General features: G+C 52.1%; 8 protein-coding genes. 4 read left to right on the forward strand and 4 right to left on the reverse strand.

Features of this window, described 5'->3' with window-relative positions; all coding sequences use genetic code 11:
- Positions 1 to 332 precede the first annotated feature (332 nt).
- Complete coding sequence (locus Q1A54_RS16480; protein ID WP_196120932.1) at positions 333 to 989, forward strand: response regulator transcription factor; 657 nt, start codon at positions 333 to 335, stop codon at positions 987 to 989.
- A gap of 125 nt (positions 990 to 1,114) precedes the next feature.
- A complete protein-coding gene (locus Q1A54_RS16485) occupies positions 1,115 to 1,978 on the forward strand; it encodes a pirin family protein (RefSeq protein WP_299990374.1) in 864 nt (287 codons plus the stop codon).
- 17 nt (positions 1,979 to 1,995) lie between these two features.
- Here the strand turns inward: Q1A54_RS16485 and Q1A54_RS16490 are convergent, their stop codons facing one another.
- Entirely contained in the window at positions 1,996 to 2,514 is a 519-nt protein-coding gene (locus Q1A54_RS16490) for a GNAT family N-acetyltransferase (protein ID WP_299990376.1), read from the reverse strand.
- A 431-nt stretch (positions 2,515 to 2,945) separates the two neighbouring features.
- On the opposite strand from Q1A54_RS16490, the gene Q1A54_RS16495 reads away from it, so the two are divergent.
- Entirely contained in the window at positions 2,946 to 5,687 is a 2,742-nt protein-coding gene (locus tag Q1A54_RS16495; protein WP_299990378.1) for a S8/S53 family peptidase, read from the forward strand.
- A 315-nt stretch (positions 5,688 to 6,002) separates the two neighbouring features.
- The gene (gene glgP, locus Q1A54_RS16500; RefSeq protein WP_299990380.1) at positions 6,003 to 7,649 is read left to right on the forward strand and encodes an alpha-glucan family phosphorylase; all 1,647 of its coding nucleotides are present in this window, start codon (positions 6,003 to 6,005) and stop codon (positions 7,647 to 7,649) included.
- A gap of 157 nt (positions 7,650 to 7,806) precedes the next feature.
- On the opposite strand, the gene Q1A54_RS16505 is transcribed toward glgP, so the two are convergent.
- The 3 genes from Q1A54_RS16505 to Q1A54_RS16515 form a co-directional block, all read right to left on the reverse strand.
- A complete protein-coding gene (locus Q1A54_RS16505) occupies positions 7,807 to 9,459 on the reverse strand; it encodes a M28 family metallopeptidase (RefSeq protein WP_299990382.1) in 1,653 nt (550 codons plus the stop codon).
- Between the two features lie 228 nt (positions 9,460 to 9,687).
- Entirely contained in the window at positions 9,688 to 10,320 is a 633-nt protein-coding gene (locus Q1A54_RS16510; RefSeq protein ID WP_299990384.1) for a hypothetical protein, read from the reverse strand.
- 329 nt (positions 10,321 to 10,649) lie between these two features.
- Positions 10,650 to 12,950, reverse strand: coding sequence for a nitric-oxide reductase large subunit (locus Q1A54_RS16515; RefSeq protein WP_299990386.1), 2,301 nt, complete (start codon positions 12,948 to 12,950; stop codon positions 10,650 to 10,652).
- Positions 12,951 to 12,958 lie beyond the last annotated feature (8 nt).

The raw sequence follows: 12,958 nt of genomic DNA on the forward strand, positions 1-12,958 counted from the left end.
ATACCCCTGCTATGGTATGCGTAATGATCGGAAGTATATCTACTCCTCAATTTCGGTTAGTTCCGTTGTAAATACGTATACCATGATGCTGGAAATAATGATTTTTTACTAATGCTTCAAATTTAAGTTAAATGTTCGAGAGGTACGATTGTACATTCAGTTATTTATTGTGAAAATTGTCTGCAAGCAGGTATGTCAGATTAAATCGCCTTAGGACCGGACGCAATCCATTTTTCTTCTTTACATCACTTCTGACTTTTTGTGCTCCGATCCTGGGCTCTGAATATGCCGGACCATGAGGTAGATGTTAGCCTCTCATTTAAAATTATAAAATGATAAACCTTATAATCACCGATGACCACAAAATAGTGCGTGACGGCCTGAAAGCATTGCTGCAGGACCACACGGCGGTACAAGTGGTAGGGGAAGCCGCCAGCGGCAGTGAGTTGATGGAGTTATTGCCTAAAGTTGACGCAGATATTGTCCTGATGGACATCAGTATGCCAGATATGGACGGTTTTGAAACGGCCGCTCATATTTTTAAAAACTATCCCGGGCTGAAGGTGGTGGTACTCTCCATGCTCAGTCACGAGAAATATGTGAACCGTATGTTGGAGCTTGGTGCTTCTGGCTACATCCTTAAAAATGCCGGTAAAGATGAGCTTTATTGTGCCCTGCAGCTTGTCGCACAAGGCTGTCGCTACATTAGCCCGGATGTGACGCTGGAACTACTGCGTAAAGTGAAGCAGTTGCCGAATGAGCTACAACATACGAGCGGGAACGGAGAGTCGCATCGTGAACTGTCCAAGCGGGAATTGGAAGTGCTGGCATTGATAGGCGAGGGCTATACCAATGCCGAGATATCAGAAAGGCTTTTTACGAGCAAGCGCACCGTCGAAACCCATCGCCAAAACCTGCTTGAGAAAACCAAAGCCCGAAACACAGCTGCACTTATTAAGTACGCCCTGCAGCGCGGCCTGATCTCCTGACCAGCTACAAAGTAGCGCCTCTGCAAACAGGTAAAATAGCCGGAACAGAATGTTTTGAGTGCGGTAGGGCTCCCTGGCTCAGGTATTTTCGTATCTTGAGATGAAACCATAGCCCGACAGCGCCAATGTATCAGAACCGAAGCGTCGCACGACTTCTTTATGCAGAGGAAACTGACATGGGTGGGCTGCCGCTCCGGCAGCCACTGCCCACCAATCAGGTAGAGCAGCACGACCCATTTCTGCTACTGCATCATCACACCACAGTTATTCCGCAGTCAGACTACCCCTATAAGCTAGGCGTGGACCCGCACCCGCATCGTGGTTTTTCGCCGGTTACCTTTGTGTACCAGGGCGGCGTGCATCACCGCGACTCCCGTGGCAACGACAGCGTGGTGTATGCCGGCGGCACCCAGTGGATGAATGCCGGCCTGGGTATAGTGCACAGTGAGCGCCCTCCCCGTGAAATGCAGGAGCAGGGTGGCGTGCAGGAGATTGTGCAGCTGTGGGTGAACACTCCGGCAGCCCTCAAAATGGAACAGCCTGCTTACTATGCCTTGCAAGCTGATGACACCCCAGTGATCAGTGAAGAGCGTGTGCAAATAGCCGTGGTAGCAGGAGATTACAAAGGCACAACAGGCCCCGTACAGACCCCCAGCCCCGTAATGGCGCTGCGTCTCACCCTGCAGGCCGGTGGGCAATGCACTATACCTATACCTGCTGATTTCAATGCCATGCTTTACCTGCTCGACGGCCAGGTGATGCTCGAAGGCTATGGCCTGGTGGATGGGCTGCACCTGGCGCTCCTGAACAAGGATGGTGAGGCCTGTACCATCACTGCCCGCCAGGACACCCGCCTGCTGCTATTAGCAGGAAAGCCACTGGAAGAACCATTGGCCATGCACGGACCTTTTGTGATGAACAACCAGACCGAGGTGATGCAGGCCATGCGTGACTACCAGATGGGTAAAATGGGAATACTGATCGAGTAAATATCGATAACAGCAGCTTACCAGGGCAGGCCCTGCAGGTCAATGTGCGCAGGAGCCTGTCGGTTGGTATGCGCTGGGCTGAGCAGCATTACATTCGAGTCATACTCCTCCTGGCCGGCCGGCTGATCATATACTAATTGGCACTCTACAGTGTACCATCCTAATCGCTCATAGAAAGGCACCAGGGCATCAGCGCAGAGCAGGAGACCCATATCGGCCTGCAGTTTCCGGAACAGAAAGGCGTTTGCTTCGCGCAGTACCTGGCTGGCGTAGCCTTTGCCCCGGTGCGCCGCGGGGGTGATCACATTATTGATTCCTGCTGCCTTCCGGCGCTGACCATCTACCAGAATTTCCCGCTCCACAATGTTACAGAAAGTGGCAACTTCGCCATCTGCTTCCCATAGCACCACCCAATCCGGTGTGGCCCAACTGCGCTGCTGCACAAAGGGTACATGGCCAAACTCCACAGTTATGCATTCATTTAATGTCCGCAGCAAGTCGGGCGTAAGTGCGGGGTAGGGTATAAACTGTATCATGAAAGGTATAAGGTATGAACTGCGTTTTGCAGCGACTGCAAATTAGCAAATTTGACAAATCAGGGCACAAAGGTCCTTACCCTCGGGAGTAATTTTTTTAGAAAGACTACAACAATCTTGGACAGTGAACATACCCATGGGAGGGGGATGGATGAACCAATGAACTAGTGTTATGACACGATTCGTGATATGATTATTTGAAGGTGTAACACAGGATTTGAAAAGCTTATTTGATTGATATTTTCTGTTTTAGGTGCTATACCTTGTTTTTATAATGTTATTTTTCTGTGATAACCCTCCGTATTACACTTCTTATAACGACACCTTAATTCACCCGGATTCTTTCTTCACCCTACTGCCATCCCTGGAGGGTATGGCAGTCTGTTTACCTTAAAACACTTTATGTAACACGTTTAACTAATCCCTATTTTATGAGAAAACTCTTAGCAGTTGTTGCGCTCAGCCTGTTGGCAGTAAGCAACGTTTTTGCACAGGCCTACATGGACAGCAAGCTCCGTGCTGCCATCAGTGATAAGACCAGGTTGGTGCAGGTGGTTGTAACTTTCAAAGGTGAAAGTGCACCCACTTTGCTTGACCTGTCTGTGCTAACCCAGGCGGGTATTACAAAAGGCCTCACACTCAAGTCGCTGCCTATTGCCGGCGTGCTGGCAACTGGTCTGCAAGTAGAACTCCTCTCCAAAAGCTCCCGCGTGCTCTCTCTCTACCTGAACGAATCGCTTCAATATGAAAACAATTCAGGCACCGCCCTGACCGGGGTAGATAAGCTACGCACCGAACCGGTTTTTATGAGCCGTAACGGCGGTTTGCCGCTAACCGGCAAGGGCATTGGCATTGTGGTGAACGATAGTGGCGTAGATGGCACGCACCCTGACCTGCAGTTCGGCCGCAACCTGAAGCAGAACGTGACAGCCGCCACTAACCTCAACGCTGTTTCGTCGCTATTGCCTTATCTAATATTGGAGAATGTGCCGAACACCGATGCCACAGGCGGTCATGGTACACACGTGGCAGGTATAGTGGGTGGAACCGGTCAGGCTTCGCAGGGTTTATACGAAGGCGTGGCACCGGGCGCTGACCTGATCGGTTACGGTTCTGGCGCGGCCCTCTTGCTGCTCGACGTACTTTCCGGCTTTGACTATGCGATCACGAACCAGGCTCGTTACAACATCCGGGTGATCACCAACTCTTTTGGCACCACCAGTGACACCGGCACGGAGGTGAACCCTGCTGACCCAATCACCCTGGCTACCAAGCGCTGCGTGGACCGCAACATCGTGGTGGTATTCTCAGCCGGTAACTCCGGTCCGGGATCGGGCACCATTACCGGGCAGTATAAGAAAGCGCCATGGGTGATCGCAGTGGCGGCTGGGGACAAGTCGGGCCGACTGGCGGACTTCTCTTCACGCGGCATCAAAAACAAAGGAGGCTCTTTCTCGCTCGACGGCAAGACCTATACCTGGGAAGATCGTCCGACGGTGACTTCACCGGGAGTTGACATCATCGCAGCGCGTGTGATCGCACCTGTCTCTTCGCTTTCCGCTGACAAGGACGTGCAGGAGCTGGACCCGGCGCATGTACCTTATTATACCCACATGAGCGGTACTTCCATGGCTGCCCCACATGTGGCAGGTATAGTGGCCCTACTACTGGAAGCTAACCCGACGTTGACGCCTTACCAGGTGAAGGAAATCCTGCAGCAAACCGCCACCAACATACCGAACAGAGAAAAATGGGAGGTAGGTGCAGGCTATGTAAATGCCTATGCTGCCGTAGACAGAGCCTACCGCGCCTCGGCACCTTATGGCTCCACGCTCAATATGACGCGCACGTTCCGCAGCAGTGTGAACGCAAACAATGTGAATGAGAATTTCACCATAGATTATAACCCTGCGACCACCGCCATGAATGACTATACCTTTAATGTGGCAGAAGGTACTACCGCCATCGAAGCGAAGATCAGGACCACTGGTGTACTGGGGGAAACCGGCAATCCGGTGAACCTGTCGCTGATCTCCCCATCCGGTGCCGAAACCCGCTCCGGTATACCGGTACTGTTTGCGCTGAGCTACGACCGTGGTGTGGCAGTGGCCTCACCTGAGCCGGGTACCTGGACAGTGCGCATCTCTGGTTTGAATGGAGCAGCCTTTCCGGAGCAGATCAGCGGAACCGTGAACATGATGACCGCAGCCGGCACTTCCGGTCTCAATGATATAGCGGGTCACCCTGCCGAGTCGTCGATCATGCTGGCAGTAAGCGCCCGTTTGGCTGATGGCCTGAGTGGCGGTGGCTTTAAGCCCGACGAACTGCTGAAGCGCATTGACATGGCCGACTACCTGATGATGGGAGAAGGTATACGGCAGCAATTGCCGGTGAGCGGTGCTTATACCCTGACTGATGTGAAAGAGCGCAACCTGATCGCTGAATCGGTAACCGCTGCAGGTGCCGCCTTGCGTGATCAGAAACATGCTCAAAACGGTATTATGCTGCCTGCGGCTCCAGGAAAATTCTCTCCGAATGGCAAAGTCAATCGTGCGGAAGTAGCCTACTCGCTTGTGCAGGCATTGGGGTTGCAGGAATACGCCCTGCAGCGCAATGGCAAAACACCAACCGTGGAGTACAATGGCAAAAGCTATCCGATTGAGGACGCCGCCGCTATACCTGCCGGACTGGAAGGCTACGTGAGTGTGGCCCTGGAGCTGAATATGATCAACGCCTACTTTACCGCCACCCAGGGACCTTATGATCTGGAGCCGGTGCTGCATGCCAGTTTTAAGCCATTGCAGGATGTGACACGCGCTGATTTCGCGGTGATCGTGACGCGTACCCACGGGCTGTGGAACAGTGGTGAGCAGCCGCTGGCAGCAGAGAGCACCTCCAATCTGGCTATTTCGGAAGAAGGCAAGCTTGTCAGCTATCCGAATCCGTTCTCTGAAGTGACCACCATTCGCTACGCCCTGGAGCAGGACGGACCTGTAACGGTTGTAGTGTATGATATACTGGGCAAGAAAGTGCGCACGCTGGTATCAGAAAAAAAATCAGCCGGTGAGCACCGTGTTGACTTCAGAGCCGGTAGCCTGCCAGCCGGTACTTATATCTACAAAGTAGAGGCTGGCAACAAGGTATACTCCAATAAGTTGCTGCTGGCAAAATAAAGGCTCAGCCGAAATAGAGTTAAAAAAGGCTCTCCCTTTTGGGAGGGCCTTTTTTGTTGGGAACGGAAATGTTCCCCTGAAATAAACTGAATCACTTTGGTAAGGTTATAAGTATATTGTACTTAAGCTTTTTCGAGCGTGAGACCAGGTGTTATCCTTTTAGCGGTATACTACCACAGTGACTTACGTTCAGAAGGGCATAAAAGCAGTTGAACAGGTGATGTCTTCAGCGTTTGTTGCATTTCGCCTTTCGCTGCTTTCATTTTAATTTTCAGCCGGGTCTCAGGACACCTTAAAAACATGAACATTTAACTTATGAAAGCATATAGTAAGTGGTATCATCCGTACGAAATCAATGAGAAGTATCAGAAACGTGTGGCCTATTTCAGCATGGAGTTCGGTATACACCAGGCGCTCAAAACTTACTCAGGCGGTCTGGGTTTTCTGGCGGGTTCGCACATGCGCAGCGCCCACGATCTGCGGCAGAACATGATCGGGATAGGCATACTTTGGAAGTATGGTTACTATGATCAGGTGCGCAACGACGACCAGACCATGCGGGTACAGTTTCAGAAAAAATACTATACCTACCTGGAGGACACCGGCATTATGGTGACGGTGAACGTAAACGGCCATCCTGTAAAAGTGAAAGCCCTGGTACTGCGTCCTGAAGTGTTCGGTACGGTGCCTATGTACTTCCTGACCACCAACATTCCTGAAAACGACCACCTGGCCCGCACGATTACTTATCACCTGTACGACAAAGAGCCGTCCACCCGCATCGCACAGAGCATTGTGCTGGGTATAGCGGGTGCCAAAGTAGTGGAAGAACTGGGAGGCGCGGACATTTACCACATGAACGAAGGTCACGCCTTACCTTTGGCGTTCTATCTGCACGAGAAATTCGGGAATACGGAAGACATGCGAAAGCGCATTGCTTTTACGACCCATACGCCTGAAAAAGCAGGTAACGAGGTGCACGACATTCACCTGCTCAACAACATGTCTTTCTTTAACAAAACCTCACTGGAAGAGGCACGGCGCATGACGGGCATGCATGGCAATTTCTTTGACTATACCCTGGCTGCCCTGCGAATCGCGAAAGTGGCCAATGGGGTGTCGCAACTGCACGGGCAGGTAGCCCGCGACATGTGGTACGAGAATGATAACGTGTGCGAGATCAAGGCGATCACAAATGCCCAAAATGCCCGCTTCTGGATGGACAGCACCATGCGGCAGGCTTTGGAGCGGGACGATAACCAGGCCCTGATACAACGCAAGGGAGAGATGAAGCAGGAACTGTTCGAGATCGTGGCCGACCAGACAGGTAAGCTCTTCCGGAAGGATGTACTCACGGTGGTATGGGCCCGTCGATTTGCTGCCTACAAGCGTGCTGACTTGCTGGTGCATGACATCGAGAGGTTTTTTGACATGCTTACCCAGAAAGACCAGCCCGTGCAGGTGATCTGGGCCGGTAAGCCTTACCCCTTTGATGAGGGAGCCGTGAGTGTGTTCAACAGCCTGGTGAATCTATCGTACCAGCGCAAGAACTTTGCGGTGCTGACAGGCTACGAAATCGGCTTGTCGCGCAAACTAAAGCAGGGAGCAGATGTGTGGTTGAACACACCGCGAAGACCCCGCGAAGCCTCGGGCACCAGCGGTATGACCGCTGCCATGAACGGAGCCGTGAACCTGTCGGTGCTGGATGGATGGCTGCCAGAGTTTGCCCGCCACGGCGAGAACAGCTTTGTGCTGCCGGTAGTAGACAGCAACCTGCCCGATTCCATGCAGGATGAGATCGACCATAAGAACCTGATGAACATCCTGGAAAATGAAGTGATCCCGACTTATTACAAGGATCGCGGAAAATGGATGGGCATTGTCAAGCAGAGCATGCGCGATGTGATTCCTTTCTTCGACTCAGACCGCATGGCGCATCAGTACTATGAGCAAATGTATTAATGCTTTGTGTAATGAGTAATGATGAATGAATAATTCAGGAGGAGTTGAGTGATTGATGACTAAAAGGCGAAGGGAAATAGATAATCAATATCCATTTCCCTTCGCCTTTTAGTAGCTACTTATTCGCTATTACTTATTACTCATTCGTCATTATTCATTAATTACTTCCTTTCCCGAAGCGACTTCCGAAGAAATCACCTGCTTTCCAGCTTGGCCGCTGCGTTGCATTTGCCACCTGGTAACTGATCAGGAAGTTCAGCTGCACGTACTTTTTCCCGGCTTTGTAGTCGAAGGTATCGTTGAAGTTATCCTGTGGCTTGTGGTAGTGGATGGCACGCCATTGCTCCACCTGCTTGTTCAGGTTATTGAGTCCGTCTTTAGTCTTGTTGCCATACTTGATGTGCAGCGCAGGTATACCTTGCATCACAAAGCTGTACTGGTCGCTGCGGATAAAGCGCATCTGCTCCGGCTCCGGATCTTCCTCTACCGTCAGGCCCAGGTGGTTTGCTGCGGCGGCTACTTCGTTTTCAAGCGAGGAGTGGTTTGCACCCAGACCTACAACTGACAATAGCGGCGCAATAATGGTCGGCATGTCGGTATTGATGTTAGCCACGATTTGCTCCACCGGCACTGTCGGGAAGCGGGCGAAGTATGCGGAACCCAGCAGACCCATTTCCTCAGCAGTTACCATCACAAACAGCACAGAGCGCTTCGGTTTTTCAGGCAGCCTGGAATAGATTTTCCCGATCTCGAGCACACTGGCCACACCGGAGGCATTGTCGTGGGCGCCGTTGTAGATGGAGTCACCGTTCACGGCGCGACCTACACCTACGTGGTCGAGGTGGGCGCTGTGCACCACGTATTCATTCTGCAGTTGCGGATCGGCGCCTGTGATCTTACCGATCACATTGTGGCTTTCAAAATCCTTGTAGGTAGAGGTATAGCTGGTGCGCAGGGTATGGGCCAGTGGGGTAGAGGCCGGCTTGCCCTGTTGCAGTTGCTCGCCAAGTTTTGCCATCTCTATACCTGTGCCTTTAAGAAGCTGCTCGAAGGTGCTGCTGTTGATGCTGGCCAGCACCCGGATCTTATCCGATACATAGTTGCGGGAAACGGCCACTTTGCCATTCGGGTCCATCACGCTGTACGTGCCGCCCTGCAGGTTAGGCACACCGGCTTTCGGATTCGTATTGGCTACGATCACGCCCACGGCGCCTTTCTCGGCAGCGATCTTCAGTACCGTCATCATGTCGCGGCTGTAGGCCGACACCGTAGAAGGGAAGTTGGTTGGAGCACCGCGCAGCACCACCACGATCTTGCCTGCTACGTCTATACCTGCGTAGTCGTCGTAGCCCAGGTCAGGAGCGCTGATGCCGTAGCCAGCAAACACCAGCGGAGCCTCGATGCTTACTTCCGGCTCTTCGGCATGTGGGTATACTGAAAAGTCCTTGTTGTAAGTCAGCTGCATTGCGGATCCCATTGAATCGGCAATCACCATGCTGGCCTCTTTGCCGGGGAAAGACTGGCGCAAACGCACCAGCTGCAGGTAGGTGCCGTTCTCACCACCGGGCTCTATACCTGCCTTCTGGTAATGTTCCACTACATAGTCCACAGCCATCTGGTAGCCTTCAGTGCCGGGCTTGCGACCCAGCAGGCGGTCATCGGCCAGGTACTTGATGTGGGCTTTTATATCGTTTGGTTTTACTCTTTTGAGCGATTTCTCGACAGGTTTTTCAAGTGCCAGCGACTGGGCGGAGGCACTTCCTTGTAGCAGAAGGCCACAGGAAAGGGCCAGGAACAGAAAGCGTTTCATTCAGATCAGATTGGTTGTTTCACCAAATATAAGGGAAATGCAGCACAGCGCCTATGCTATACCTGCCCGAAAGGTATAGGAGGACAGGTATAGCGCTAGTCTCTGCGGTTTTTACGGCGCTCGATCTTTCTCAAAATGAAGGTCAGCGCAGTCAGGAACATCAGAAACAGAATTAGACTCAGGATTTTCATACCTTATGCAACTGTCGGATGAGGTATACACAGTTGCCTACTCGTCTTTTCTCTCCTCCTGGTGCACCAGGTAGCTGGTGAGCTTGTCCCATTGCAGCCCCTGAAAACCGGCCCAGCCGCCTTCTGCGATCAGGGTGTTCAGCACGGAGCGGTCACCGGATTCTTCACCCTGGTTGTTGATGTATTCGTTTTTGCCTATCTCGGAGGCAATGAGTGTGGTGCCCTGCAATTCTACCCGAAACGTACTGCTGGCCTCTTTGGTGAAAAAGTGCTCTGTTACCTCCTCCTCGTCTGCCGGCGGATTGGGTTTCTCGCTGGGATGTACCGTAAACTCAGCCAGGTTATCCTCGATGCGGATGCTGGATATATTCACCCAGTTCTCTACATTGGAAGCAGGCAGCGTAATCTTCACAAAATAGCCAATCTCCGGAATTTCTGCCGTCGTTTTCCGCCCCCGGTCATCATGCAGCTCGAATGTGGAATTGATCCCCTCCAGGTTAGACCAGAGATTTACATTGAAAAGCTTCTTCTTTGATTCTTCAAAAGCTGTCCTCGCAGTGGTCATATCCGGGTAGTTCTGCTCGTTCTGGTAGACTTTGTCTTTGGACTCTTCACCCTTCAGCACTTTTACTTCTTCTTTTACCTTATCTACTACTTTCTTGATGCCCATAACTTTTATTCTATTGTTGGATGATTGGATGCTGTTGCAGGTCTCCTGACCCACATGCTCCCATATAGGTATACGGGGATTAAAAAACACCCACTGTTTATTTCGGGGTTGATAAAACCCAAACGCTCTACCTCAGTCAGCCTATACCATACGCACAAAAGGGTAGGAAGTATAAGGTATACCTGCACCAGTTTCGCTGCTATACCTGAAGCCACAGGTATAGACACAAAAAACAAGCCCTCCCGCCAAAGGCAGAAGGGCTTGTTAAGTAAAGGGTTTATGTATAGTGAGCGTAACGCTCGAAGATCAATTTCAGGTATAGCTATACCTTAAGAACGAACCTGTTTTGCAGGGGCTTCTTCTTCGATTAGCGGTGCTACGTCCTCGTCCTCTTCCAGCGACCAGCCTGTTTTGAGGCCGATAATGAACCATGCCAGGGCCAGCACGCCACCCGCAAAGATCGTGTCACCGATCACGCGCAGCCAGCGCAGGATGTTCATGGTGTCTGTTTGCATGAACTCCATAGAGCGGGCATACCACAGACCGTGCTCCACACTCGCCCAGGTTTGCATCAGACCGATTGGCAGCACGCTGATTAGCACCATCAGGATCAGGCCGATGTTGATAGACCAGAAGGCGAAGCTGATCACCCCGTCTTTCCAGCGACGGCGGGCAGACAAACCTTTCAGCACGAACAGCATCAGACCGATACCCAGCATACCGTATACCCCGAACAGGGCCGTATGGGCGTGCACTGGTGTCGTATTAAGTCCCTGCATGTAGTAGAGCGCAATCGGCGGGTTAATCACGAAACCGAACACACCGGCACCCACCAGGTTCCAGAAAGCAACAGCCACGAAAGAGTAGATCGGCCACTTATAAGCTTTGATCCACTGGGTGAGCTTACTGATCTGCAGGTTGTGGTAGGCCTCGAAACCGATCAGCACCAATGGCACTACTTCCAGCGCACTGAAGGTCGCTCCCAGGGCCATTACGGCTGTAGGCGTACCACTGAAATAAAGGTGGTGGAACGTACCGATGATACCGCCGAACAGAAAGATGATGGTCGAGAAGAGCACCGTTGCCGTTGCCATTTTGGTATCTAGCAGCCCCATGCGTACGAACAGGAAAGCGATTACCACGGTGGCGAATACTTCGAAGAAGCCTTCTACCCACAGGTGCACTACCCACCAGCGCCAGTACTCGGCAATGGCCAGGTTGGTATGCTGACCCCACATCAGGCCAGAGGCGTAGAAGATGGCGATAGCTGCCGATGAGATCAGGAACATACCTAATAAGTGGCGTCCATCCACATCCTTCTTAAAGGCAGGCAGAATGGCACGTACCATTAGCCCCAGCCACAGGAACAAGCCCACCAGCAGGAAGATCTGCCAGAAGCGACCCAGGTCCACATACTCGTAGCCCTGGTGACCAAACCAGAAGTTTTCGGTGTAGCCTAGCTTCTGCATGATGCCGTACCACTGACCAGCCAGTGAACCAGCCACAATGATGAGCAAGCAAACGAAGAGGAAGTTAACGCCTAATTTCTGGAATTTAGGTTCATGACCCGACACGGCAGGAGCGATGTATAAACCTGTTGCCAGCCAGGATGTCGCGATCCAGAAGATGGCCAGCTGCACGTGCCAGGTACGGGTAATGGAGTAAGGGAGGTACTCGGCTAGCGGGAAGCCATACAAGGCCTGTCCTTCCACACCATAGTGCGCCGAGACAACCCCGAGCGTGACTTGGACGAGAATCAGAGCTGTCACAATCCAGAAGTACTTCAAGGTCGCCTTCATGGAAGGAGTAGCCGTTAAGCCCAGCAATGGATCTTGCTTCGGCAGCTTGGAATGGTCGATCTCCTCTTCACGGTTAGAGGCATAGTAATAAGCCAGCATGCCCACACCCGCAATCAGAATGATCACAGAGAAGCCGGTCCAAATGATCAGGTCAGAGCTAGGCTCGTTAGCCACCAGTTTCTCTGCAGGCCAGTTGTTGGTATAGGTGATTTTCTTGCCCGGACGCTCGGTCACGCAGGCCCACGAAGTCCAGAAGAAGAAGGTGTTGAGCTTCTCCATGCGCACCGGATCTTCCACAGTGTTGTCTTTCATGGCATAGGCATCGCGGTGCTTGGCCAACGCCGGGTCGTTCATAAACAGGCCAGTATAGTGCTTGCCCACTTCTGCTATCGCCTCAGCACGCAGATCCGATACAGTCAGTATACCTGTCTCCGGGTCGTAAGTGTTCGCACGGATCTGCTTTTGCAGACGGGCCTCCAGCATCGCTTTTGTCTCTTCGTCCAGGTCGTCATACAGCACGCCTTTTTCCTGCTGTGCCCAGTAGTCGAGGAAGTACATGGCCTCTTTGTGCAGCCAGTCGGCACTCCAGTCAGGTGCTATATAAGCACCGTGGCCCCACACTGAGCCCAGCTGCTGGCCGCCCGTGGACTGCCAAACGTTCTGTCCGTCTTTGATGTCATCCCCGGTAAAAAGCACTTTTCCGGATGTGGTGACCACCTTGTTCGGTATAGGTGGTGCTTCTCTGTAAATCTCGATACCATAGTATCCGAGAACGGCGAAGGAGCCGACGATCACGGCAATGAACCCCAGCCATAGGTTTCTGTATTTCATAAAAGGTA

The sequence above is a fragment of the uncultured Pontibacter sp. genome (genome assembly GCF_947502515.1).
In the GTDB taxonomy this organism is placed as follows: Bacteria; Bacteroidota; Bacteroidia; order Cytophagales; family Hymenobacteraceae; genus Pontibacter.

What these genes read in the sequence shown, in the direction of transcription:
- Q1A54_RS16495 (WP_299990378.1), top strand. Translation starts at nt 2,946, where the DNA reads ATGAGAAAACTCTTAGCAGTTGTTGCGCTCAGCCTGTTGGCAGTAAGC.
- Q1A54_RS16515 (WP_299990386.1), bottom strand. Translation starts at nt 12,950, where the DNA reads ATGAAATACAGAAACCTATGGCTGGGGTTCATTGCCGTGATCGTCGGC.
- glgP (WP_299990380.1), top strand. Translation starts at nt 6,003, where the DNA reads ATGAAAGCATATAGTAAGTGGTATCATCCGTACGAAATCAATGAGAAG.
- Q1A54_RS16490 (WP_299990376.1), bottom strand. Translation starts at nt 2,514, where the DNA reads ATGATACAGTTTATACCCTACCCCGCACTTACGCCCGACTTGCTGCGG.
- Q1A54_RS16485 (WP_299990374.1), top strand. Translation starts at nt 1,115, where the DNA reads ATGTATCAGAACCGAAGCGTCGCACGACTTCTTTATGCAGAGGAAACT.
- Q1A54_RS16510 (WP_299990384.1), bottom strand. Translation starts at nt 10,320, where the DNA reads ATGGGCATCAAGAAAGTAGTAGATAAGGTAAAAGAAGAAGTAAAAGTG.
- Q1A54_RS16480 (WP_196120932.1), top strand. Translation starts at nt 333, where the DNA reads ATGATAAACCTTATAATCACCGATGACCACAAAATAGTGCGTGACGGC.
- Q1A54_RS16505 (WP_299990382.1), bottom strand. Translation starts at nt 9,459, where the DNA reads ATGAAACGCTTTCTGTTCCTGGCCCTTTCCTGTGGCCTTCTGCTACAA.